Origin of the sequence: Streptomyces sp. NBC_00986 (genome assembly GCF_045162565.1) — a bacterium.
In the GTDB taxonomy this organism is placed as follows: Bacteria; Actinomycetota; Actinomycetes; order Streptomycetales; family Streptomycetaceae; genus Streptomyces.
On record NZ_CP108733.1, the window covers coordinates 6,788,599 to 6,812,539 of the forward strand.

General features: G+C 70.5%; 22 protein-coding genes and 1 pseudogene. 12 read left to right on the forward strand and 11 right to left on the reverse strand.

What is annotated here, in order from left to right; translation table 11 throughout:
* Positions 1–12 precede the first annotated feature (12 nt).
* Positions 13–1,107 (reverse strand): GlxA family transcriptional regulator, encoded by a 1,095-nt coding sequence (locus OG504_RS30430; RefSeq protein ID WP_405992655.1) that lies wholly within the window; start codon positions 1,105–1,107, stop codon positions 13–15.
* Positions 1,108–1,179: 72 nt separating this feature from the next.
* On the opposite strand from OG504_RS30430, the gene OG504_RS30435 reads away from it, so the two are divergent.
* Positions 1,180–2,547 (forward strand): MFS transporter, encoded by a 1,368-nt coding sequence (locus OG504_RS30435; RefSeq protein WP_405992656.1) that lies wholly within the window; start codon positions 1,180–1,182, stop codon positions 2,545–2,547.
* 3 nt (positions 2,548–2,550) lie between these two features.
* Here OG504_RS30435 and OG504_RS30440 read toward each other — a convergent pair whose 3' ends face one another.
* The 4 genes and pseudogenes from OG504_RS30440 to OG504_RS30455 form a co-directional block, all read right to left on the reverse strand.
* The gene (locus OG504_RS30440; RefSeq protein WP_405992657.1) at positions 2,551–2,844 is read right to left on the reverse strand and encodes an SCO0607 family lipoprotein; all 294 of its coding nucleotides are present in this window, start codon (positions 2,842–2,844) and stop codon (positions 2,551–2,553) included.
* Between the two features lie 102 nt (positions 2,845–2,946).
* Positions 2,947–3,498 (reverse strand): VOC family protein, encoded by a 552-nt coding sequence (locus OG504_RS30445; RefSeq protein WP_405992658.1) that lies wholly within the window; start codon positions 3,496–3,498, stop codon positions 2,947–2,949.
* Between the two features lie 110 nt (positions 3,499–3,608).
* Positions 3,609–4,456 (reverse strand): annotated as a pseudogene (locus OG504_RS30450) (LacI family DNA-binding transcriptional regulator); the annotation flags it as partial.
* Positions 4,457–4,504: 48 nt separating this feature from the next.
* Entirely contained in the window at positions 4,505–4,951 is a 447-nt protein-coding gene (locus OG504_RS30455; protein WP_405992659.1) for an anthrone oxygenase family protein, read from the reverse strand.
* Between the two features lie 90 nt (positions 4,952–5,041).
* On the opposite strand from OG504_RS30455, the gene OG504_RS30460 reads away from it, so the two are divergent.
* Positions 5,042–5,644, forward strand: coding sequence for a TetR/AcrR family transcriptional regulator (locus OG504_RS30460; RefSeq protein WP_405992660.1), 603 nt, complete (start codon positions 5,042–5,044; stop codon positions 5,642–5,644).
* A gap of 603 nt (positions 5,645–6,247) precedes the next feature.
* Here the strand turns inward: OG504_RS30460 and OG504_RS30465 are convergent.
* The gene (locus tag OG504_RS30465) at positions 6,248–6,856 is read right to left on the reverse strand and encodes a flavin reductase family protein (RefSeq protein WP_405992661.1); all 609 of its coding nucleotides are present in this window, start codon (positions 6,854–6,856) and stop codon (positions 6,248–6,250) included.
* A 220-nt stretch (positions 6,857–7,076) separates the two neighbouring features.
* Here OG504_RS30465 and OG504_RS30470 point away from each other — a divergent pair, with 220 nt between their 5' ends.
* Positions 7,077–7,670, forward strand: coding sequence for an HAD family acid phosphatase (locus OG504_RS30470; protein ID WP_405992662.1), 594 nt, complete (start codon positions 7,077–7,079; stop codon positions 7,668–7,670).
* A gap of 21 nt (positions 7,671–7,691) precedes the next feature.
* Here the strand turns inward: OG504_RS30470 and OG504_RS30475 are convergent, their stop codons facing one another.
* From OG504_RS30475 to OG504_RS30490, 4 genes are all read right to left on the reverse strand, one after another.
* The gene (locus tag OG504_RS30475) at positions 7,692–8,477 is read right to left on the reverse strand and encodes an enoyl-CoA hydratase/isomerase family protein (RefSeq protein ID WP_405992663.1); all 786 of its coding nucleotides are present in this window, start codon (positions 8,475–8,477) and stop codon (positions 7,692–7,694) included.
* Entirely contained in the window at positions 8,474–10,699 is a 2,226-nt protein-coding gene (locus tag OG504_RS30480) for an acetate--CoA ligase family protein (protein WP_405992664.1), read from the reverse strand. The genes OG504_RS30475 and OG504_RS30480 overlap by 4 nt, the downstream gene beginning before the upstream one ends.
* Positions 10,700–10,805: 106 nt before the next feature.
* Complete coding sequence (locus OG504_RS30485) at positions 10,806–11,999, reverse strand: flavin-containing monooxygenase (protein ID WP_405992665.1); 1,194 nt, start codon at positions 11,997–11,999, stop codon at positions 10,806–10,808.
* A gap of 285 nt (positions 12,000–12,284) precedes the next feature.
* Complete coding sequence (locus tag OG504_RS30490; RefSeq protein WP_405992666.1) at positions 12,285–13,898, reverse strand: subtype B tannase; 1,614 nt, start codon at positions 13,896–13,898, stop codon at positions 12,285–12,287.
* Between the two features lie 230 nt (positions 13,899–14,128).
* On the opposite strand from OG504_RS30490, the gene OG504_RS30495 reads away from it, so the two are divergent.
* From OG504_RS30495 to OG504_RS30525, 7 genes are all read left to right on the forward strand, one after another.
* Positions 14,129–14,581 carry a DoxX family protein gene (locus tag OG504_RS30495; protein WP_405992667.1) on the forward strand — a complete coding sequence of 151 codons (453 nt, stop codon included), beginning with the start codon at positions 14,129–14,131 and terminating at the stop codon, positions 14,579–14,581.
* Entirely contained in the window at positions 14,578–15,003 is a 426-nt protein-coding gene (locus tag OG504_RS30500) for a Zn-ribbon domain-containing OB-fold protein (RefSeq protein WP_405992668.1), read from the forward strand. The genes OG504_RS30495 and OG504_RS30500 overlap by 4 nt, the downstream gene beginning before the upstream one ends.
* Positions 15,004–15,015: 12 nt before the next feature.
* Positions 15,016–15,615, forward strand: coding sequence for a GNAT family N-acetyltransferase (locus OG504_RS30505; RefSeq protein ID WP_405992669.1), 600 nt, complete (start codon positions 15,016–15,018; stop codon positions 15,613–15,615).
* Positions 15,612–16,490 (forward strand): GNAT family N-acetyltransferase, encoded by an 879-nt coding sequence (locus OG504_RS30510; protein WP_405992670.1) that lies wholly within the window; start codon positions 15,612–15,614, stop codon positions 16,488–16,490. The genes OG504_RS30505 and OG504_RS30510 overlap by 4 nt, the downstream gene beginning before the upstream one ends.
* Before the next feature lie 10 nt (positions 16,491–16,500).
* On the forward strand, positions 16,501–17,190 hold the full coding sequence (locus OG504_RS30515) for a pyridoxal 5'-phosphate synthase (protein WP_405992671.1): 690 nt from the start codon (positions 16,501–16,503) through the stop codon (positions 17,188–17,190).
* A gap of 1,250 nt (positions 17,191–18,440) precedes the next feature.
* Positions 18,441–19,796 (forward strand): hypothetical protein, encoded by a 1,356-nt coding sequence (locus OG504_RS30520; RefSeq protein ID WP_405992672.1) that lies wholly within the window; start codon positions 18,441–18,443, stop codon positions 19,794–19,796.
* Positions 19,797–19,875: 79 nt separating this feature from the next.
* Complete coding sequence (locus OG504_RS30525) at positions 19,876–21,075, forward strand: acyltransferase family protein (RefSeq protein ID WP_405992673.1); 1,200 nt, start codon at positions 19,876–19,878, stop codon at positions 21,073–21,075.
* On the opposite strand, the gene OG504_RS30530 is transcribed toward OG504_RS30525, so the two are convergent.
* Positions 20,973–22,145: a thiolase C-terminal domain-containing protein gene (locus tag OG504_RS30530; RefSeq protein WP_405992674.1), complete on the reverse strand. Its 1,173-nt coding sequence runs from the start codon at positions 22,143–22,145 to the stop codon at positions 20,973–20,975. The genes OG504_RS30525 and OG504_RS30530 overlap by 103 nt on opposite strands.
* A gap of 76 nt (positions 22,146–22,221) precedes the next feature.
* Between OG504_RS30530 and OG504_RS30535 the strand changes: the two genes are divergently transcribed.
* Both OG504_RS30535 and OG504_RS30540 read left to right on the forward strand, forming a co-directional pair.
* Positions 22,222–23,412 carry an acyl-CoA dehydrogenase family protein gene (locus tag OG504_RS30535; protein WP_405992675.1) on the forward strand — a complete coding sequence of 397 codons (1,191 nt, stop codon included), beginning with the start codon at positions 22,222–22,224 and terminating at the stop codon, positions 23,410–23,412.
* A complete protein-coding gene (locus tag OG504_RS30540) occupies positions 23,409–23,873 on the forward strand; it encodes a nitroreductase/quinone reductase family protein (protein WP_405992676.1) in 465 nt (154 codons plus the stop codon). Before OG504_RS30535 ends, OG504_RS30540 begins: the two co-directional genes overlap by 4 nt.
* Positions 23,874–23,941 lie beyond the last annotated feature (68 nt).

Here is a 23,941-nt window from a genome sequence, read left to right on the forward strand (position 1 = left end):
TGTGGCGCCAGGTCAGTTGAGGGCGCCGACCGTGCCGACCGTGCTGTGGCGATCGGAGTCGGCGGTGGTGCGGGCGGGTTCGGAGCCGGCGTTGGCCCCTGTTGCTGCCGTGGCTCCTCCCGTGCGGAAGGTGCGGCGGTAGCCGGTCGGGGTGACGCCCAGGGCTGTCTGGAGGTGCTGGCGCATCGACTGGGCCGTGCCGAAACCGGCGTCGGTGGCGACCTGGTCCATGGAGAGGTCGGTGGACTCGAGGAGGTGGCGGGCTCGTTCGACGCGTTGTTGGGTGAGCCACTGGCCGGGGCTGATGCCGACCTCCTCGCGGAAGCGGCGGGTGAAGGTGCGGACGGACATCGCCTCCTGCTCGGCCATGTCCCGGAGCTGGAGGGGTTCGTGGAGGCGGGCCAGGGCCCAGGTGCGGGCGGCGGTCGTGGTCGCCACCTGCGGGTCCGGGACCGGGCGGTGGATGTACTGGGCCTGGCCGCCGTCGCGGTGCGGCGGTACGACCGTGCGGCGGGCGACGTCGTTGGCGACCGCGGTGCCGTGGTCGCGGCGGACCATGTGCAGGCACAGGTCGATGCCGGCGGCGACACCGGCGGAGGTGAGGACGTCGCCGTCGTCGATGAACAGGACGTCCGCGTCGACCTCGATCTGCGGGAACAGCTCCTGGAAGCGTTCGGCGTCGGCCCAGTGCGTGGTGGCGGGGCGGCCGTCGAGGAGGCCGGCGGCGGCGAGGACGTAGACGCCGGTGCAGATGGAGGCGAGGCGGGTGCCGGGGCGGATGTGGGCGAGGGCGGCGGTGAGTTCGGGGGTGAGGACGCCCTCCTCGAAGACCGGGCCGAGTTCGTACGACGCCGGGACGATCACGGTGTCGGCGGTGGCGAGGGCCTCCGGGCCGTTCGGGACGTGGATGGCGAAGTCGGCGTCGGTGTCGACGGGGCCTGGCGGGCGGACCGAGCAGGTGACGACCTCGTACAGCAGCCGCCCCTCGGTGTCCCTGGGGCGGCCGAAGATACGGTGCGGGATGCCCAGTTCGAAGGGGAGGAGGCCGTCGAGGGCGAGGACGACGACGCGGTGCGGGCGGTACTCCGGCTCGGGCTCTCGGCTCATGGCCCGATTCTAGCGAATGCTGTCCTTCGGGCCAGTGGCTCGGGAGGGGCGGGATGCCGGAAGCTCATTGACGTGACGCAGACAACCGATGCCACGCCCGGCACCGCAGACGAGCCCGGCTCCGGCACCGCCGAGGGGCCCGGCTCCGGACCCGCACCCAGCGGCCGTAGCCGTCGTAGCCGTACCCGGATCAATCGCGCCTGGTTCGTCGCCGCCGTCACGTTCGTGACGATCATCGGGGCGGCGGCGTTCCGTTCGCTGCCCGGGCTGCTGATCGATCCGCTGCACCAGGAGTTCGGGTGGTCGCGCGCCACGATCGGGGCGGCGGCGTCCATCAACCTCGCGTTGTACGGGCTGACGGCCCCCTTCGCGGCGGCGCTGATGGACCGCTTCGGCATCCGGCGTGTGGTCGCGGTCGCGCTGACCGTGATCGCGCTCGGGTCGGGACTGACGGTATGGATGACGGCGCCGTGGCAACTGCTGCTGTGCTGGGGCCTGTTGGTGGGTCTTGGCAGCGGTTCGATGGCGCTCGCGTTCGCGGCGACGGTCACCAACCGCTGGTTCACCGCGCGGAAGGGCCTGGTCACCGGCATCCTGACGGCGGCATCGGCGTCGGGCCAGCTGATCTTCCTGCCCTTGCTGTCCTGGATAGTCGAGGAGCACAGCTGGCGCCCGGCGGCGGTGACGGTGTCCCTCGCGGCGCTGGCCGTCGTCCCCTTCGTCTGGCTGCTGCTGCGGGACCATCCGGCGGACGTGGGTGCGAAGCCGTACGGGGCGACCGAGTTCGTGCCGAAGCCGGAACCGGTGACGGGTGCGGCCCGCCGTACGGTCGCGGTGCTGTTCAAGGCGGTGCGCACGGGCCCGTTCTGGCTGCTGGCCGGTACCTTCGCGATCTGCGGCGCGTCCACGAACGGTCTGATCCAGACCCACTTCGTGCCCGCCGCCCACGACCACGGCATGCCCATCACGGCGGCGGCCTCGCTGCTCGCGGTGATCGGAGTCTTCGACGTGGTCGGCACGATCGCCTCGGGCTGGTTCACCGACCGCTTCGAACCCCGCCGCCTGCTCGCCGTCTACTACGCCCTGCGCGGCATCTCCCTCCTCTTCCTCCCCATGCTGCTCGCCCCCACGGTCCACCCGCCGATGCTCTTCTTCATCGTCTTCTACGGCCTCGACTGGGTCGCCACGGTCCCCCCGACCCTCGCCCTGTGCCGCGAGCAGTACGGCGAGGACAGCGCGATCGTCTTCGGCTGGGTCCTCGCCTCCCACCAGATCGGCGCGGCGCTCGTCGCCTTCCTGGGCGGGGTGGCGCGGGACGCGTTCGGGTCGTACGACATGGTCTGGTACGTGGCGGGGGCGTTGTGCGCGGTGGCGGCGTTGATGGCGCTGGTGATCCGGCGGCGGCCGGTCGTGAGGACGGGCGCGGTCGCGGTGGCGTGACGGCTACGGGGCCGAGGTGATGTTCCCCTTCGCGTCCACGGTGTGGGTCTGCCAGTACGTGTCCCACTTGTCGTCGACGTGCTGCGGCACCTTCCCCTTCGGGTACCGCGTATAGCCGCTCGGCGGGTTGTCGCCGTTCTTCACGCAGGCGCCGCCCGCGGTGCTGCCCACGGCCAGGACCGGGTACTCGCCCCCACCGCACATGGCGTCCGCCGTGGAGAACGAACAGGCCGACAGCAGCCCGGCGGCGGATATCAGGACGGATGTCAGAACGGCGACTCGCGTGCGCTTGCTCATGGTTGAGGTCCCCCGGTCAGATGCTCGAATCGGTCTGAGAGCAAGGCTGCCGGAGGTGGAGCGGACCTTCATGAGTACGTGGGCTCAGAATCGGCGCGCGGGTTACTCAGGAGCACTCGGAGGAACCGTCGTCCGCACGGGCGTGCTGCTGCGCCCGCGGCCCCGGCCGCTGAGTTCGGCGTCGAACGTCTCCTGGGCGACGCGCATGACCTCGGCGTACTCGGGTTGCCGTAGCCGTTCCCACATCTCGTCCTCGGGGACGTCCTCCACGTGGGCGACCACCCACCAGATGTTGCCGAAGGGGTCCTTGATCCGCCCGCCGCGCTGTCCGAAGGCGTCGTTCGCCAGGGGTGTGACGATGCGGCCGCCGGCGTCGACGGCCCGGGTGAACGCCTGGTCCGCGTCGGGCACGAACACGCGGAGCAGGCTCGGCATGACGGGCCAGTCCGGGGCCCGGTCGAAGGCCAGCACGACCGTGTCCCCGACCCGGATCTCACCGTGACCGATCGCTCCGCCCTCGGTCACCACCCGCCCGAGCTCCTCCCCGCCGAACGCCACGGCGACGAAGTCGAGGAAGGCTCCCGTGTCGTCGGTGACGACCCAGGGGGCGACGGTGGTGTAGCCCGTCGGCGCGGAGTTGGTGTGCTGGGGCATGGAGGGTTCCCTTCGCCGCTGTTGGTGTCGGGGCGACGGTAGGGGTGGGGTAGGTCAGCCTCTGGCCTACTGGACCGCTGTCCTGCCGGCCGTTCCTCCGGCTGTGCGACCTGTGCTGTGGATCCGCGGGCCAGGAGGTGTGGTTCGAAGAGCATTTCCTCCGGAGGCCCGGTGCAGTCCGTGAGGGCCGAGCCGTCGAACCCGACGACAGAGACCTCGCGCGGTACGTCGAGGCCCCGTCGCTGCGCCGCGCGCACCGCGCCGAGTGCTTGGGGGTCGCTCGCGCAGATCAGGCCCGTGGCCCCGGATTCGATCAACTGGGCCGCCGCGGCCCGGCCGCCCTCGACCGAGAACAACCCGTGCAGCACATGCGCGTCCGGCAGCGAACCGCCTGCCGCCTTGGCCGCGGCGCGAGCGGCGACGAGCTTCCGCCGCGAAGACACGTGGTCGGCGGGCCCCAGGACGAGGCCGATCCGCTCGTGGCCGAGCGGGACGAGGTGGCGCCAACTCTGTTCCACGGCCGCGGTGTCGTCGCAGGAGACCGTGGGGAAGTCGAGATGCTCGATGGCCGCGTTGATCAGGACCACCGGGATGTTGCGGGCCGCCAACTCCTCGTAGTGACCGTGCGAGGCATCGGCCTCCGCGTACAGACCGCCCGCGAAGACGACTCCGGAAACCTGTTGCCGCAGCAGGAGTTCGATGTGGCCGGCCTCGGACACCCCGCCACTGCCCTGGGTGCACAGCAAGGGGGGGGCAGGCCCTGCCGCGCGAGGGCGCCGGCCAGGACGTCGGCGAATGCCGGGAAGATCGGGTTGCGCAGCTCGGGCGGAACCAGGCCCACGAGGCGGGGAGTTCGTTCGCCCCGTAGCCGGGTCGGGCGCTCGTAGCCGGACATGTCCAACGCGTGCAGGACCACTTGCCGTGTGGTCTCCGAGACGCCGGGCCTGTTGTTGAGCACCCGGCTGACCGTGGCCTCGCTGACCCCGGTCCTCTTGCCTGTGTCGGTTCAGGCGAGGGCGGCGGCCAGCAGGGCGAAGGCGGCGACGATGACGGCGAGGCGGACGTAGTGGTAGCGGTCCCAGCGGTTCATCTGCTCCTTCCAGTCCGCGGGCCGGTTCTCGGGGGTCCACGTCTTGCCCTGGTTGTTGATCGGGACGAGCAGCAGGATCGACATGATCACGCTCACGATCAGCAACGCGGCGGCGGTGACGACGAGGCCGGCGCCGGGGTGGTGCCGTTCGGCGACGGCCCAGACCGCGCTGAGCGCGAGCGAGCCGATGTACCAGAACGGCATCACGGCGCCGAGCATCCGGCCCCCGTGGGCGCGGCCGAGTTGGTTGCTGTCGTCGGGGAGGGCGTTGAGGATCCGGTTGATGACGAAGGCGACGGAGAACTCCACCCCCACCATCAGACCGACGACCACGGTGGTGAAGACCTCGAGTGCGTTGAGCATGACGACCCTCCCGGGATCTAGCGCTGCTAGCTGATGAGGCGACGCTAGACCTTCCGTCGCTCGATTGTCTAGCGGTGCTAGGATCGAGTCATGTCGGTACAGGAACGCAAGGAGCGCGAACGGGCGGGCCGCGAGCGCCTCATCGTGGCGACGGCCCGCGAACTCGCCGAGCAGCAGGGCTGGGACGCGGTCACCACCCGCCGGCTCGCCGAGCGCATCGAGTACAGCCAGCCCGTCCTCTACAGCCATTTCCGCGGCAAGCGCGAGATCATCGGCGCCGTAGCCCTCGAAGGCGCCGCCGAGATGGCCGCCGCGCTGCGGGCCGCGACCTCCGCGGCGACCTCCACCGCGACCTCCGCCGCGGACGCCTCTCGCGCCAAGGTCACGGCCCTGGCCCGCGCCTACCTCGACTTCGCCGCGCGCAACCCGGCGGTCTACGACGCGATGTTCCAGCTCGACGGAGGCCTGGCGTTCGCGCGCGAGGACACTCCGGAGCCGCTGAAGGATGCGTTCGCCGCCCTGCTGGAGAGCCTCGGTGAGGTCGCCGGGGACGGTGTCCACCCGGGACTGTTCACCGAGGTGTTCTGGGCGGCCCTGCACGGGCTGGCCACCCTGACCCGAGCGGGACGGCTGCCGCCGGAGGACGCCGCGCGGCGGGTGGAGCTGCTGGTGGACCGGCTCGCCGTGATCTGACCCACCACCGTCCCGGCGGGTGCGCGGCCGGGGTCCCCCGGGCCGTCGCCCGCTGTCGGCAGGCGCTCCTGCGTCGCTACGACACCAAGCGCGGCCTTCGGCCGTTCGAACGGACCCTCGGCCGGACCACGCCCGAGACTCCGCGCCCCACGCCCGAGACTCCGCGCCCCACGCCCGAGACTCCGCGCCTCACCGGCCGCCGGCCACCGCTGATCATCGCCGCCCGCACCCGACTCCGCCCGGCCGGACCGCTCGCCGTCGACCTCCGGCGGCCGTAGGAGAGGCCGCCCCCGCCGCATCGACTCACCCGGCTCGGGTACGGCGGGGGGGCCGGAATCCCCACGCGAAGACCGACCCTCTCGCCTACGGCGGCACCCGGACCCTCAACTCCCGGTCCCGGTCCGGGTCGACCGCCCGGCGCGAAGAACCGTCGCCCCGAAATCCGCCACGACGTGGGCCGCACCGCCGCGACCGGCGAGGCATACCGCGGACCACGGACCACGGACCACGGACCACGGACCGCGCCACCACGGCAAGGGCACCGAGCCCCGCCGAACCGGTCGCACACAAGCCGAACCGGTCGCACACAAGCCGAGCCGACCGTCAGAGGAAGCGGCCCCGGTGGAACAATAGCGGCGCCCCGTCCCCGTCGTCGGTCACGCCGAGCCCGTCCACCCGCCCCACCACGATCAGATGGTCGCCCCCGGTGTGCACCGCGTGGATCGTGCAGTCGACCCAGGCCGCGGCGCCGGTGAGGCGCGGGGACCCGGAGACGGGGGAGGTGTCGTACGGCACGCCCGCGAACTTGTCCCTGCCGCTCACCGCGAAGCCGCGGCACAACTCGCCCTGGTGGGCGGCGAGTACGTTGACGCAGAAGACGCCGGCGCGGGCGATGCGGGGCCAGGTCGTCGACGTGCGGCCGACCATGAAGACGACGAGGGGCGGGTCGAGGGAGAGGGCGGAGAAGGACTGGCAGGCGAAGCCGGCCGGGCCGGGTTCGCCGGTGGCCGCGGGGGCGGTGATCACGGTCACGCCGGTCGCGAACGTGCCCAGCACGCGCCGGAACTCGCCCTGGTCGACCGGCGCCCGCTCGTCGTCCGTGACGCACCGAAGCTCCGGCCGCGGCAGCGCCTCGACAGGCTGCGCGGCCGGAGCGCTTCCGGCCGACCTGAGGTAACGGACGGCGGCCGCTGCTGCCCCTGCGTGTCCCATCACATCACCCATTGAAGCTGACGGTTCATCAGATAGGAAGGGGTGCGGGACGTGCGGGTTCTGACGGCCGATTCACAGACTCCCGGCCAGAACATGGCAGTTACGTCGCCGCGCGGACCACTGCGAGTCACTCGCCGCACACCCACCGGCAGCAATGTTGCGCAACGACTGCCCCCGGTACCCACCGGTGGGCTGCCGTGACCCGAGGAGCACCCACCCGATGAACCGTCTCACCGCACGCGGCGGCGCCATAGCTGTCGCGGCCGGCCTCGCCATCGCGCTCGGCTCCGCCCTGCCCGCGCAGGCCGCCGACGCGACCGTGACCGAGTCCCAGTGGCTGACCGACGTCGCCGCCGTCACCGGCCCCGCGCAGACCTACATCGACTCCCGCGCCGCCGCCAACACCTCCGGCGCCAAGCAGGCGATCGTGCTCGACATCGACAACACCTCGCTGGAGACCTACTTCGAGGGCGGCATCACGGTCCCCGCCACCCCGCCGGTCCTCGCCCTCGCCCAGGACGCGCACGCCAAGGGCATCAGCGTCTTCTTCGTCAGCGCCCGCAGCAACCTCTTCAACGTGGTCACCAAGTCCAACCTGACGACGGTCGGTTACACGGTCGACGGCCTCTACGCCCGTACGGTCGCCCAGCTGCTGACCGAGTCCATCGCCGACTTCAAGACCTCCCAGCGCAAGGCGATCGAGGCGAACGGCTACGACATCATCGCCAACATCGGCAACAACACGACCGACCTCTCGGGCGGCTACGCCGACACGACGTACAAACTCCCGGACTACGACGGCCTGTTGGACTGACGACGACTCGGGCGCCCCGGGTCACCGCCCTCGGTACTCGGGGCTCCTGCGCTCCACGAATGCGGCCACGCCCTCCCGCGCGTCCTCCGTCGTCATGTTGATCTCCTGCGCCGCCGCCTCCGCCGCGAACGCGGTCGTACGGTCGCTGTCCAGGGACGCGTTCACCAACTGCTTGGTGAGGGCGAGGGCTCGGGTCGGGCCGGTGGCGAGGCGTTCCGCCCAGTCGCGGGCCGTTTTCTCCAACTCCTCATCCGCTACGACCCTGTTGACCAGGCCGAGTCGTTCCGCGTCCGCCGCGCTCACCGCGTCGCCGAAGAACATCAGCTCCTTCGCGCGCTGCGGGCCGAGCAGGCGCGGCAGCAGATACGCGCCGCCGCCGTCCGGGACCAGCCCCCGCCGTACGAACACCTCGATGAACCTCGCCGACTCCGCGGCCAGTACGAGATCGCAGGCCAGGGCCAGGTGGGCGCCGAGGCCGGCCGCCGTGCCGTTCACCGCGGCGATCACCGGTTTCTCGCAGTCCAGCACGGCGGCGATCAGGCGTTGCGCGCCCATGCGGATCACGCGGGCGACGTCACCGGGGATTCGATCCTCGGACGCTCCGCCTCCCCGCAGGTCCGCACCCGCGCAGAAGCCGCGACCGGTGCCGGTGAGGACCACCGCCCGTACGGAGGGGTCCGCCGATGCCTCGGTCAACAGGCCTATCAGGCGGTCCCGTTGGCCCGGGGTGATCGCGTTCAGCGCCTCGGGTCGATTGAGCGTGACGTACGCGACCCGGCCGGAGATCGTGTACACGATCTCAGTCATCGGCACACCGCCAGCGCGTCCAACGCCACCGCGCCCTGCCCCCGGGGCAGCACCATCAGCGGGTTGATGTCCAACTCCGAGAGCACATCGCCCAGTTCGAGGGCCATGCGCTGCACCCGGAGGATCACCTCCACCAGGGCGTCGAGATCCGCCGGGGGGCGTCCCCGTACCCCGTCCAGCAACGGCCGCCCGCGCAACTCGCCGAGCATGTCCCGCGCCGCCTCCTCCCCGAACGGCGGCACCCGCACGGCCACATCCCGCAGGACCTCCACCAGGACCCCGCCGAGCCCCACCGTCACCGTCGGGCCGAAGAGTTCGTCCTGGGTGACGCCCACGACCATCTCGACGCCCCGTTCGACCATCTGGCAGACGAGGACACCATCGAGGGTCACGTCCTCGTAGCGCGCGATGTCCGTCAACTCGCGGTAGGCGTCCCGGACTTGGCTGGCCGACGTCAGGCCGACCTTCACCAGGCCCAGCTCCGTCTTGTGCGCGATCTGCGCGCCGGACGCCTTCATCACCACCGGGTAGCCCACCAGCCCCGCCGCCCGTACGGCCGCTGCCGCGCTGGTCACCAACTGCTCGCGGGGGACCCGGATCCCGTAGGCGCGCAGGAGTTGTTTCGCCGCGTGTTCGCTCAGCTGCTGGCCCGGGCGCATCAGGGCCTGGGCCTTGCGGAAGGAGGGGGAGAGGGCGCGGGGGGCCTCGTCGAAGGGGGAGCGGTAGGCGTGGACGAAGCGGTGGTGGGAGAAGTAGGCGCGGAGCGCGGTGATGCAGTTCCCCACCGTGCGGAAGGTGGCCACCCGGGACGAGCCCAACAGCCGCTCGCGGTACGCCGGTTCGGTGCCCACCGGTGAGCCCCACACCACGCACACCAGCTTGTCGGTCTCCTCCGCGGCGGCCACCAGGTCCTCCACCAGCTTGTCGCTCAGCGGGGGGAACGGGCCCGTGACGGGGCAGACCAGCACCCCTACCTCCGGGTCGTCGAGGATCGCGTCGATGATCTTCCGGCCGCGCCAATCACCCACCGGGTGGCCGCCGTTGTCGACCGGGTTCGCCACACTCAGGTACGGCGGTATCCACTCGTGGAGTTCCGATTGTTTCGCCTCCGACAGTTGCGGGAGGCGCAGTCCCGCCTCGCTCGCCAGGTCGGCGAAGTGCGCGCCCGTGCCGCCGGAGATCGAGTACACGACGACCCCCTCGGCCACGGGAGGCTTCGCCCGCGCCAACAGGGCCGCCGTGTCCTGGAGTTCGTCCAGGCCGTCGACGCGGATCACGCCGTACTGGCGCATCGCCGCGTCCACCACCGTGTCGGCGCCGGTGAGTTTGCCGGTGTGGGAGGCGGCCGTACGGGCGCCGGTCTCCGTGCGGCCGACCTTCACCGCGACCACCGGGACCTTGCGGCGGGCGGCGCGGTCGGCGGCCAGGAGGAAGGAGCGGCCGTCCTTGAGGCCCTCCACGTAGCAGGCTATGGCGCCGACTTCGGGGCGCTCGGCGAAGTAGGAGATGAAGTCGGCGGTCTCCAGGTCGGCCTCGTTTCCGGTGGGGGCCCAGTGGGAGAGGCGGATGCCGAGTTCCTGGAGGGCGAAGACCGGGCGGCCCTGGTGGCCGGACTGGGTGATCAGCGCGATCGCGGGTCCGTCCAGGTCCTCGCGGAAGTTCTCGAAGGCGTTGAGGTTGGTGTTCGGGCCGAGGAGGCGCAGGCCCGATCGGCCTACGGCGGCGGCCAGTTGGGCCTGTGCCAGCGCCCCCTCCTCGCCCGTCTCCGCGAAGCCCGACGCGAAGGCGACCGCGAACTTCACCTTCGCCTCGGCGAGTTGCTCGATCACGGGGAGGGGGTCGGCCACCAGCACCACGGCCAGGTCGACCTGTTCGGGGAGGTCGGTGATGGAGGGGAAGCAGGGGACGTCGAAGACCGTCGCGCGGGTGGGGTGCACCGGGTGCAGACGGGCCCCCACCCTCCCTGCCCAGGCCATGAGTTGGCGGGTGATGCCGGTGTTCGGGCGGCCCTCCGCGTCTGAGGCGCCGATCACGGCGACCGACTCGGGGCGGAAGAAACGGTCCAGGTCGGGTACGCCCGCGTACAACGGCCGCCCGCTGACGTCGAGATCGTCGACGTCGGCGGGCCTGCCGTGGACGGCGGGGCCGGGTTGCTCACCGCAGGCGATGACCCGGGCCCGGCGGGAGTCGGTGGTGAGGGTGCCGTGGGTTGATCCAAGCATCGGTCCGCCCCGCTCCTGTGTGACGGCATAATCAACTGACGCACTGTCAGATTACTGAACTGACACAGCGTCAGGAACTGTCGTGCACGCAAAGAACGGACGGACCCTAGCTCACGGCACTTCTGCGGACGGCCTTGGCGACCGTCTTCGCGATCTTCTCCGCGTCGATGGCCAGTTCGCGGAGCATGCCGCTGATGGGGTTGGTGAAGCCGGTGAAGTACAGGCCGGGCGCGTCCTTCGACGTGCGGGCCCCGTTCACGACCGGCTTGCCGCGGGCGTCCAACACGCCGAGGTGGCCGACGAGTTGCTCAAGGGAGCGGGCGTAGCCCGTGGCCGCGATCACGACGTCCGGGCCGATGCGGTCGCCGCCGGCGAGGACGACCTTGCCGTCCTCGAAGCTCTCCACGGCCGGCACGATCTCGACCCGCCCCTTGCGCACGGCGTCGATGAGCCCGACGTCCTGCACCGGGATCGACCCCTCCTTGACCCGGCTGTACAGCCCGGTGTCGGGGCGCGGCAGCCCCTGCGCCGACAGGTCCGGCACGCTGACCTTGGACACCGGCCCCGCGAGCCGGTCGACCAGGCCGACCGGCAGCCGTCGTACGAGAACGCCTGTGTACTGGGTCGCCCAGCCCGCGGTCGAGCGGCGCAGGATGTGCGGGGCGGTGCGGACGGAGAGGCGGACGCGGGACGCGCCACCCTCGATCAGGTCCACGGCGATCTCCGCGCCCGTGTTGCCGATGCCGACGACGAGGACGTCCTGGCCGGTGTAGGGCTGGGCGTTGCGGTAGTCGGCGGCGTGCAGCAGTCGGCCGGTGTAGGTGTCGCGGCCGGGCCAGTCGGGGATGCGGGGGGTGTGGTTGGTGCCGGTGGCGATGACGACCGCGCGGCCGGTGAGCTCACGGCCGCCGGTGGCGTGCAGCAGCCAGCCGGTGCCGTCCGCCGAGCGCTCGATACGGGAGACCTCCACGCCGGTGACGATCTCCAGCTCGTGGACCTCGGCGTACTTCTCCAGATAGCGCACCACGTCGTCCCGCGAGACCCAGCGGCCGAACCGGCGCGGCATCGTGAGCCCGGGCAGGCTCGAAAGCCGCCGGGTGGTGTGCAGGTGCAGGCGGTCGTAGTGCCTGCGCCAGGACGCTCCGACCCGGTCCGACCGCTCCAGTACGACGGCACGGATGCCCTGCGCGCGCAGCGCGTACGCGGCGGCGAGACCGCCGGGGCCGCCGCCGATGACGTACACGGGACGGTCTGCGTGGTTCTGCGCCGCGGGGGTCGGGGACGCTGTGGAGTCGGCCATGAGCGCGAGCGTAATCACGTCCCACGTTGATGGGTCTCGGTCAAGCCCGGAATTGGTTGCGGATCGATCACGGGTGTGGAGGAGTGGGTGAGGTGGGTGGCGTAGGGGCTCTGGTTGTGGGAGCGGGATGGGGGGCGTGGTCATGGGTGTGGCCGCGGGTCCGGACATGCCACGACGCCGAGCCCGCGTCGTGCGCGAAGGGGCTCGGCGTCGTGTCGGCGGCGACCGGAATGTATGACGGGAAACCGGTGCCGCGTCCTGGGGGCCTACACGAGGCGGTCGGGGCTACTCGCCGCGCTTGGCCTTGTGGCCCGTCACCTGGGCGATCCACGTGATGAAGTCGCCCGGGTCGGTGTTGGCGCCGTGGCCCTCGTCCCAGTAGTAGATGTGGTTCACGTCGTCGCCCAGGTTGTCGAGGCGGGCGGCGAGGTTGGCGGCGACCGTCAGCGCGGTGTCCGAGTCCTTGGTGCCGAGGCGGATCCACCAGTGCTTCGAGCGGTTCGGGTTGACCTTCTCGACCAGGTGGTGCATCGGGTTCATCAGGTCGAGCTTGGCGGGGATGTCGCTCGGAACCCGCTTGCTGCTCAGGCCCGTTGAGTCGTTCTTCGCGCCGTACGCCGTGAAGTGGCGGGCCAGGGTGGTGCCCGTGCCGAACTCGTTGTTCTCGCCGGCCGACAGGTCGAAGGCGTCGAAGGCGGGGGCGTCCTTCTTGCGGGCGCCGACGTGGGTGAGGAAGTCGGCCCAGGTGAAGGTGGCCTTGCCGCCGGACCAGGTGATGAAGGTGTTGGCCTTCAGGTAGGTCGCGCGGGCGGAGTCGGAGAGGGCGGCGAGGTACGTGGTGGCCGAGGGCTCCAGGTACTGCTCGACCATGTACGCGTCGAGGTTGCGGGCGTTCAGCGGCCCGAAGCCGCCGAGGCCGCGCAGCTTCAGACCGGCCTGGTACTCGGCGAACTGTGCCTGCAGCGCCTTGGAGACCGTCTGGTCGACCGTCTTGCCGGTGCTGAGGTCGTTGGCGCCCCAGTTCCACTCGTAGGCGCCGTCCGCGTGCTCCAGGTCGGTGATCGGGCACCAGGCGCCGGTCGCGAAGATCGCGTCGGAGGCGTCGGCCGCGCCCAGCGCCTTCAGGTACTTGTCGTAGATCGGGCTGTCGCCGGACGCGCCGAGCAGGGACGACAGCGCGCCGCCCGCACTGGTCCCCGCGGAGACGATGCGCTCGACGTTGCCGGGGATGCGGCCCTTGTTGGACTTGATGTAGCGGACCGCGGCCTTGAGGTCGACGATCGCGGCGGGCGCGGTGCCGTAGTACTCGCCGCTGGAGTTCTTGAGCGTACGGCCGCGGGCGCCGGGCTCGATGACGACGTAGCCGGCGGCCAGCGCGAGGAGTTGGTTGCTGGAGGTGGCGCCGCCGGTGGCGTTGGTGTTGCCGTTGGCGCCGGGGGCGGAGGCGGATGCGCTCGGGGCGGCCGAACCGCTGGTCGAGCTGGTCGGAGCGCCGCTGGGGGCCGCGCCGCCGCCCATCGCGGAACCGCCGCCGCCGACCTCGGTGGCGGTCGCCACGGAGGCGGGCAGGTAGCCACCGACGGAGTTGGCGAGCAGGATCGGGGCGTTGCTCGCGTCGACCGCCTTGCCGTCGATCTCCACCGGGGAGCTGACGATCAGGGACTGGTAGGTGGCGTCCACCGGGTTGGCGACGTACGTGATCGCCTTCCAGAAGTGGTAGACGACCGTGTGCTTCGTGCCCGCGGTGTCCGTGATGGTCTTCGTGAGCTTCGTGTAGGCGTCCGGGTCGAAGACCAGGGTGTCCGAGGAGGACGAGGACGACGTTTTCGAGTCGCTCGCGTTCGCGCTGAGCGCGATGCCGCCGACCGCCGCGACACCGGCGGTCGCGCCGATGCCCATGACTACCGTCCTGCGCTTCACTGCCCTGTGCTTCACCGTGCTGCCTCTCGTCTTCCGACCGCGTCTTCCCGACCGCTCCTTGACCTTGCGCTTGCGAACGTAATCGGCGTCGAACAAAATCGTCAACAATCTGCGGGGATTCATGGCGGACCCACAGCGGCAGGGTCCGCGCACAGGATTTTCATGGCTCCCTCTCGGCTTTCTTCAGCTTCTGACGTACCGTCAGATTCATGGATGCGATCTGGCTCAGCGGAGCGGACTGGCTCGCGGTCCTCCGCATCGGACTCGGGCTGTGGTGGCTGGAGAGCTGGCGGCACAAGGACAAGAAGGCCTGGTTCGAACGCGGCACCGGCATCGCCTGGGCGGCCGACGTCGCCGCCAAACACCGCTGGACGGCGGTCCGTTCGGGCTTCGACGTGATGGTCGCGCCGCGCCCGCGCACGATGGCGTACGTCGTCGTCTACGCCGAGTTGGCGGTCGGCCTCGGCCTGGTCGTGGGCTTCCTCACCCCGGCCGCGCTCGTCGGGGGCCTGCTCCTCAACGTCCTCTACTTCACGCTGATGATCCACGACTGGGCGGAGCAGGGGCAGAACGCGATGATGGCGCTCATCTCCCTGGTGGCCTTCTTCGCGATGTCCTGGCAGGTGTGGTCGGTGGACGCGGCCCTGGGATGGTTCTCATGACCGCCTTGCCTCGCTACGACGTCCCCGAGCCCGACGCGTTCACCCGCACCTACTGGGAGGCGGCGGCGCAGGGCCGCCTGCTCCTCCGCCGCTGCACGGACTGCGGCCGGGCCCACCACTACCCCCGCGAGTTCTGCCCCCACTGCTGGAGCGAGCACGTCACCTGGGAACCCGCGACCGGCCGGGCCACCCTCTACACCTGGTCCGTCGTCCACCGCAACGACCTGCCCCCCTTCGGGGAGCGGGTGCCGTACGTGGCGGCGGTGGTCGATCTCGCGGAGGGCCCGCGGATGATGACGGAAATGGTGCAGGCAGGGCCCGCCGAACTGTGCGCGGGGATGGCGGTCGAGGTGGCGTTCCGGGACGGGGTGCCGGTGTTCAGGCCGAGGGAAAATGACGTACCCGGTGCGCGCGACGCTTGATTCAATGGCGCGATGGCCCACATACGCGAGCGGTCTCTCCAGCACCCCCTCCCCGAGCTGAACGGTCATGGACTTCGGCTGCGCCCCTGGGACGCCGACGACGACACCGATGTGACGGACTGGCTGCGCGGGGTGTCCGACCCCGAGTTCCAACGCTGGAACACCCCACTGCGGCCGATCACGGACGTCACCGGTGCCCGCAACTCGCTGCGCTCCCGCGCCGAGAACGCGGAGGACGGCGTCAGCGCGTCGTTCTGCGTCACGGACGCGGTCGGCGGTACGACGCTGGGGCACATCGGCGTCAACGACATCGACCACGTCATCCGCGTCGCCCGCGTCGGCTACTGGACGCTCCCCGAGGCCCGCGGCCGCAACGTCGCCACCCGCGCCCTCACCCTCGCCGCCCGCTGGGCTCTGACCGACCTGGGCCTGCACCGCCTCGAACTGGGCCATGCCCTCGGCCACGACGCGTCCTGCCGTATCGCCGAGCACTGCGGGTTCCCGGCCGAGGGGACGCTGCGTGGGGCGATGTTCGAGGCGGGCCGGCGGGACGCGTTCCGCGACGTCCACCTGCACGGCCGGCTGGCGACGGACCCGGAGGTCCAGCTGTGACGACCGACGACTGGCACATCACCGGGGACCTGGACCAATTCCTCACCCGGGCAGGGGAGTTCTTGCGTTCCCGCCCCGCCCTGCACACGGTTCACCTGACGGTGACGGCGGCGCTGCGCAGCCGAGGGCTGCGGATGTACGGCGAGGGCGACCCGGTGTTCGGCACCCTGGAACGAGACGGCGAAGTACGGGCCGCCTTCTTCCGCACACCGCCCGGCCGCCTGATGCTGACACCCCTCACCGCAGAGGAGGCCATCGAGCTGGCCGCCCAACTGGCCTTGCGTGGCGACGAGTTGCCGGGAACCATGGGTGAACTGGACACGGCATCGAGGTTCGCGGAGGCATGGGCAACCCGAACGGGTGCCCTCTCCAACCTCCACGCACGCCAACGCCTGTACCGCCTGGGCGAGTTGACGATCCCGAAACCCTCCCCACCGGGCCGCCCGAGAGTCGCGACGGCAAACGACCGCGAACAACTCATGCGCTGGTACGTCGAGTTCACCAAGGCGATCGGCGAGAGCGGCACCTCGCAGGACCCCGGCGAGTGGGCCGACTCCCGGATCGCGTACGGCGGGATCACGCTCTGGGAGACCCCGGACGGCACGCCGGTTTCCATGGCCGGGCTCACGACGAAGGTGGCCGGCCAGATCCGGGTGGCCCCCGTCTACACCCCGGCGGACCTCAGGGGCCGGGGCTACGCGGGCGCGGCGACAGTGGAGGTCAGCAGAATGGCGAGGGCGGCGGGCGCGGAAGAGGTACTCCTGTTCACGGACCTGGCCAACCCCACGAGCAACGCCCTCTACCAGCGCATCGGCTACCGCCCGGTGGAGGACTTCGCGGGCTATGACTTCCACCCCGCGCCGGCCCCGAGGTGATACTCACCCCATGGCAACGGGAACGGACCTCCACGAACTACTGAGATCACTACGGGTATGGGCCCCCGAGCTGACCAAGCTCCCACCCCTGGACCCGACCGCAACCCCGGACACCCCCCTCCCCTTCTTCACCACGTGGTTCGCGGAGGCGCTGGCGGCGGGTGAGCCCGAACCCCACGTGATGTCGCTGGCGACGCGCGACGGCGACCCGGCGACGGAGGGCGGCGGTCTCCCCGACGTACGGATGGTGATGCTGCACGGCGCGGACGAGGAGGGCTGGTCCTTCGCGACCCACTCCACAAGCCGCAAAGGCCACCAACTCAAGGGCTTCGCCTACGCGGCCCTCGCCTTCTACTGGCCCCGCCTCGGCCGCCAGGTCCGCCTGCGAGGCCCGGTCATCCCGGCAACCCCGACCGAATCCCAGTCGGACCTCCAAGCCCACTCGACGGGCGCCCTGGCAGCAGCCCTGACCGGCCACCAGAGCGAAGTCCTCCCGTCCTTGGGCGAGTTGACGCAGGCGTCGGAGGCGGCCTGGGAACTGGCACAACGAGACCCGCAAACCCCTGCCCCGTCCTGGACCCTGTACCGCGTGTTCCCTGACGAGGTCGAGTTCTTTCAGGGTGATGCGCTACGACGACACGTGCGCCTGAGTTATGTCCGGGAGGAGCGGGGCTGGTCGAAGGGGTTGCTCTGGCCCTGAGCCGTGTACTGGACGTTGGGCCACTCGCTTCTTGGCCAGTGTCGGGCTTCCACGGCCCGAGTAAAGGGCGCTCCCTGCGGTCGCGTCGGCTGCGCCGATTCCGCTCCGCTCCACCCTTGACACGGTCCGCTCCAGCCCGTTTCAGAAGCGAGCGAGCGGCCCGGAGGAACGGGTGGCCAGGTACGTATGCCCGTACCTGTACTGCGTTGTCGGCCGGTGCGGAGGGGACGCGTTCGCGTCTCGCCAGCACGCCGGGCGGGCTTAGCGGCTACCGGCCGGTGGGGTGCGAGGGTGCGCGCTGCCGCCCCGCCAGCACGCCGCCTCGGCTCAGCGGCCAACGGTGGATGGGGGAGTGGGCGGGGGTGGGTGGATCGGGGGTGGGTGGGTGGGTGGTTGCTGGAGGCTGTAGGTAAAACTAACCACCTTCATGCCCTTTGGCTGGTTAGAAAGGACCCCGGCTTCCGGAGGTGGCGGGGTCGGGGTTGGGGGCGTGGTGGCGCGCTGGCGTCTCGGCTGCATGCCGGGTCGGCTCGGCGGCTGTCGGCCGGTGGGGGCTTCCCGGCCGCCGGTTCTGGGCGACGGCCCGGGCGGTGGCCTAGGTGATGGCCTGGGTGATGGCGCGGGTGGTGACTCCCGCTTGCCAACCGCCCCTCCCGGGGGACCCGTCCGCGGAAGTGTGACAGTTGAAGCGGAAGTGTCACACTTTCCAGCCCCACCCCACCCCACCCCACCCGACCCCACCCCACCCCACCCCGCCCCTCCCCGGCCCTCGGCCTCGCACCCTCTGGAAGCTGGGGTCTTTCTAACCAGTCAACTCCCGTGGCGGTGGTCAGATTTACTCCCGGCTTCCAGCAACCACTCATCCACCCACTCGGGGTTGGCCGCTGAGCCGAGGCGGCGTGCTGGCGAGACGCGGACGCGCCCCTCGCACCGGCCGACAACGCAGTACAGGCATGGGCCTCCCCACCTTGGCCACCCGTTCCTCAGGGCCGCTCGCTCGCTTCTGAAACGGGCTGGAGCGGACCGTGTCAAGGGTGGAGCGGAGCGGAATCGGCGTAGCCGACGCGACCGCAGGGAGCGCCCTTTACTCGGGCCGTGGAAGCCCGACACTGGCCAAGAAGCGAGTGGCCCAACGTCCACTGGTGAGAGGGAGTTGGGCAGCAAGGGGAGGGTCGTAATCTCCTCGTCGTCGAGTCACAGGCAGGGGGTACGTTGATCCCCAAGCTCATCGGAGGGAAAGCGGGGAGACTGTGAACGGGCGTCGTCCGTTGAAGCGCGCGGCCGGCGTCGGAGCAGCCGTCACCTTCCTGCTCGCGGCGCTCACATCCTGTGGCAGCGGCGCAACCGACAAGGCCCCCTCGATCACCGCGCCCGAGATGTTCTACCTGCGCCCCGTCGGCGACAAGTCCGGCCCTCATGACAAGGACCCGTTCCACTTCTCCGCCGACGACGGCAAGGCGCACACCGGTGTCAGGGGGTCCGCCGATCACACCCTCACCGTGGACGTGCTGCCCGGTGCGAAGAGCGCGGTCGTGCTGCGTAAAGGCGGGAACTGTACGGGCAGCCCCACACATATGACGTGTGAGGTGCGTTCCGAGTACGACAGCAGGTCCGACGGCGGTGTCTCCCTGGTCGCGGCCAAGGGCAGTAAGCCGGGGGACGCCGGTGTGGTCCGGTACACGTACACGGACCGGAGTGGCAGGAAGGTCACCGCGCGGACGAAGGCCGTCGTAGGCGAGCCGGTGGTTGAGGTCCTGACTGCCAAGTCCCGTACGGGAGTTCACCCCGATGCGGAGTTGACCGAACCGATCGTCATCCGGAACACCGGCGAGGTGCCGGTCAGGGGACTGGCGCTCGAAGTCGGCCTAGAGCAGCTGGAGTTCGAGGAGCGGTACGCCAACTGCCGTTATCCGGGCTTCTACAAGGGCCACATCGCGGTCTGCGAGTTCCCGGATCTCCGCATCGCGCCCGGGCAGACCGTGACCGTCCAGCCCGCGCTCCGACTCCGTACACCCGAGACGAAGATGTACGCCTCCTTCAACAGCAAGGCCCGGGCGCTGGACATGGGACCGGAATACGGGGGTGTCATGGCCGGTGGGGACCACGGTGACGGTCCGGTTCTCCGTCCTGAAGCCACCACCGCCGAGAAGGGCACCTACGCCAAGGGCGGCGGCTGGACGAACGTGGTGCTCGACACCTACGCCGATTACTCGGTCTCCGATGTGGATCTGTACGGCGACCCTGGCACCAAGCGGACCTTCAAGCTCACCGTCCGCAACAACGGCCCCGCCGACGCCGGCGCCGCGGAGAAGCTCGTGTTCAGCCCGCCGCTCGGCATGGAGATGGTGAAGCAGCCCATGCAGGAGTACGACGAGGACGAATACGAGCCCTACTGCGAGAACGGCGCCTTCACTTACACCTGTGACATCAAAGCTCTGGAGCCCGGCAGGACCCAGACCTTCACGTTCACGATGCGCCTCGGCGAACCGGGCGAAGGCACCCTGACCCTCCAGGACAAGAAACCGGCCCAGGATTGGTACGTCGGCGACCGCGACCCGGACCCGAGCAACGACAAGGCCGTCATCACGGTCCACCCCGACCGTTGAACTGCCCGGCCGGACGCCGCGTACCACTCGCTGAGGGTGGCGTCGAAGGAAGGGCCGAGCGATTTCAGTTTCAGTGGATGTGAGAGCGAGCGCGGCACCCGTACGTCGGCAGGTGCTGGGGCTGGACGGTCTCCGCGGGCTGGCGGCGCTGTATGTGGTGCTGTTCCACTGCTGGTTGTACGCCTTCCCGGGGTATCCCAACAGTTCGGCACCCCGCGTGCTGGACGTGCTGATGTTCGGGCGTATCGCCGTCGTCTTCTTCCTGGTGCTGTCCGGCTTCTCGCTCGCCATCTCCCCGGCCCGGCACGGCTGGCGGTCGGGCGGTGTCGCCCAGTTTCTGCGCCGACGCGCCTGGCGCATCCTGCCGCCGTACTGGGCGGCGTTGGCCATGAGCCTCGTCATCTCGCTGTTCGTGGTGCCGGCTTCGCACTACGGGCCGCCTGATGGATCGTCAGTTCTCGTCTATGGTCTTGTCCTTCAGGATGTGTTCTTCGCCCCGACCCCGAACGGCGCGTTCTGGTCGATCGGGGTGGAGGCCGAGTTGTATCTCCTCTTCCCCCTCATCCTTCTTGTCCGGCGGCGGTTCAGCGCGGCCGCCGCGGTCGCGTGCGTGACGCTCCCGGTGATCGTCCGCGGGCTGATGGCCCCCGGCGCGAACCCGGTCGAGGGTGACAACTGGCTCGCCCCGCATCTCGCCCCCGTGTTCGTCGCGGGAGTGGTGGGTGCGGGAATCGTCGTCGCGTCGGAGCGGGTTCGACGTCTGCCGTGGGGGTGGTTCGCCGTACTGGCCGCCCTGCCTGTGCTGGCGCTCGGCTTCATCCAGGGTTCCGTCTGGACGGTGCGCCACTACTTCTGGATCGATCTCGCCATCGCTCCCGCCATGACGATGCTGATCGCCGCGGTCGCCACCGGCCAACCTGCCTTTCTTGTACGGCTGTTGACCACGCGGCCCCTTCAGCGCCTCGGTGATTTCTCCTACAGCCTCTATCTGATCCACCTGCCGATCGTCCTGGTCGTCATCCGCCGAGTGGCCCCCCATTTCGTCGCGCCCGGGCTGCACACCTTCTGCTTCACGCTTCTCCTGGGCCTGCCCGTCTCGGTGCTGACGGCATGGCTCTTCTCCCAGATCTTCGAACTGCCCTTCAAGCGGAACCGATCCTGGAAGTCCCTGATGGCTCAGTCCCGCCCCAGCACCACGGTCCCCGAGGAGCAGAACCAGCCCCCCGTCCCGGAGGCCACCGCCAGTCGCGGCAAGTCGCCGTCCGCCCCCGTCACTTGACGGGCCCCGGCATCCCCCCGCAGCTGCCGTACCGCCTCCACCAGCAGGAACAGCCCCCGCATCCCGGGATGTTGGGCCGACAGCCCACCCCCGTCCGTGTTCACCGGCAACTCCCCGCCGGCCACCCGCAACCGCCCCTTCTCCACAAAGGCACCCCCCTCGCCCTTCGCGCAGAAACCCAGATCCTCCAGCGTCACCAACGTCATGTAGGTGAACGCGTCGTAGATCTCCGCGAAGTCGATCTCCGATGCCGCAACTCCTGCTCGCTGGAAGGCCAGCCGCCCGCTCACCGCCGCCGGTGACACCGTGAAGTCCGGCCACTCGGACATCGCGGCATGCGACACGTGCTCCCCGGTGCCGAGGATCCACACCGGTGCCGTACGGCAGTCCCGTACGTACTCCTCGGCCGCCAGCAGGATCGCTGCCCCGCCGTCGGACCGTATGCAGCAGTGCAGTTTGGTGAAGGGGTCGGCGATCATCGGGCCGGAGAGCACGTCGTCCACGGTGATCGGGTCGCGGAACATCGCGTCGGGGTTCAGGGCGGCGTTCGCGCGGGCCTGTACCGCCACCTCCGCCAACTGCTCGATCGTCGTGCCGTATTCGAGCATGTGGCGGCGCGCGGCCATCGCGTACTTGGCGATCAGCGTGTGGCCGTAGGGGACTTCGAACTGGAGGGGGCCCCGCGTGCCGAAGGAGAGGTTGCCGGTTCTGCGGCCCGCCTTGATGTCGGCTCGGGCCGTCGAGCCGTAGACCAGGAGGACGGCGTTCGCGTGGCCCGCGGCGATCGCGTCCGCCGCGTGGGCCGCCATCACCTCCCACGTCGAGCCGCCGACCGAGGTGGAGTCGACCCAAGTGGGGCGCAGGCCAAGGTATTCGGCCACCTCCACCGGGGCCAGCGTGCCCAGGCCCGCCGACGCGAAGCCGTCCACCACCGCCCGGTTCAGGCCCGCGTCCGCCAGTGCGCGGCGGGCCGCCTGGGCGTGCAGGGCGTAGGGGGTCGTGTCGTCGACCCGTCCGCAGTCGGACAGGGCCACGCCCACCACGGCGACCTTGCGGCTCCCCACTGGCATGAGGGGCCTCCTCCCTCTGTGCATATCGTGCCCGGACTCCTAATATGACGGACCGTCAGATCTGGAGGGAAGTGCCATGGACGCCAGCTTCACCGCCGAGCAGGACGAGATCCGCCGTACCCTCCGCGAACTGCTCCAAAAGCGGTGCGGTTCCAACGAGTTGCGTGCCGCCGTCGACACCCCCACCGGACACGACCCCGCTCTCTGGACCGCCCTCGCCCAGCAACTCGGCCTGCCCGGGCTCGCCCTCCCCGAGGCCTACGGCGGTGTCGGCTGCTCGGCGACCGAACTCGCCCTCGCGGCAGAGGAGACCGGCCGTTTCCTCGCCCCCTCGCCGCTTCTCGCCACCGCCGTGCTCGTCGCCCCGCTCGTCCTCGCCCTCGGCACCGAGACCCAGCGCGCCCGGCTCCTGCCCCGCATCGCCGCCGGCTCCCTCACCGCCGCCCTCGCCGTACCCGGCACCGCCCTCACCACCGCCCTCACCCTCACCGGCGCCAACGACGGCGAGTGGGCCGGGGGCGGGCGCGCGGGCGGGGTGCAGGCCCGGCAGGTCGGAGACTCCGGGTGGCGGTTGTACGGGCAGGTCGCGCAGGTTCTCGACGGGCACAGTGCGGGGGTGCTTCTTGTCGCCGCCCATGCCGGAGGCTTTGCCCGGTCGCGGACTCTGCTGTTCCTGGTGGCGGGCGACGCGGAGGGGCTCGTACGCGTACGGCAGACCGCAGTTGACGCGACCCGGCCGCAGGCGCGCCTCGAACTACGGGATGTGGAAGCCGAGTTGCTCGGGGCGGACGACGGTCCTCGCGTTCTGCGGGAGCTTTCCGCCACCGGCGACACCGCCGCCGCCGTCTTCGCCGCCGAAGCCGTCGGGTCCGCCGATCGCGCGCTGGAGCGGACCGTCCAATACGTCAAGCAGCGTGAGCAGTTCGGGCGGGCCATCGGGTCGTTCCAGGCGGTCAAGCACCGGTTGGCCGATGTGTATGTGCAGGTGCAGGCGGCCAAGTCGGCTGCCTATTACGCCGCTTGGGCGACTGGGCAGGGGGAGCGGGCCGGTGGGCTCGCTCTTGCGCAGGCGTTGGAGGCCCTGAGGACCGCTGCCGCTGAAGGGATTCAGCTGCACGGCGGGATCGGGTTCACCTGGGAGCACGACGCCCATCTCTACTTCAAGCGTGCCGCCGGGGACGAGCTGCTGTTCGGGCCGGTGCACCGGCTGCGGGCGTACGCCGCCGAGGGTGCGCGCCTCTTCGAGAGCCGCGAGGTGACGGTGTGATCGGTGTGCGTGCGGTGCAGAAGGTTTCGTCGACGCGGGCGTTCGCGCGGATCGCCCCGCATGTCATCCCTGCCATGGACCGGACCGTGCACCGGCTCACGCGCGGGAAGGTGCTGCTGAGTGCCCAGATGCTGCCGGGGGTGATCCTGACCTCGACCGGGGCGAGGAGCGGGCAGGTGAGGCGCAGTCCCCTTGCCTGTATGCCGGAAGGGGATGGCTGGGTGCTCGTCGGGTCCAACTTCGGACGTGCCGGGCATCCCGCCTGGACGTACAACCTGATCGCCCATCCCGATGCCGAGATCAGCTGGAGAGGGCAGGAAATCCCGGTCATCGCACGGCTGTTGGAGGGGGAGGAGCGGGCCGAGGTGTGGAAGACCGCGCTCGTCTTCTGGCCGCCGTACGCCACGTACCAGAAACGGGTGGACCGGGAGATCCGGCTGTTCCGGGTCGTGCGGCGCTGAACTCGTCGTGGATGCAGGGCAGGCGGTGGTCCACCGGAGTGAACCACCGCCCGCGAGACAGGACTTGG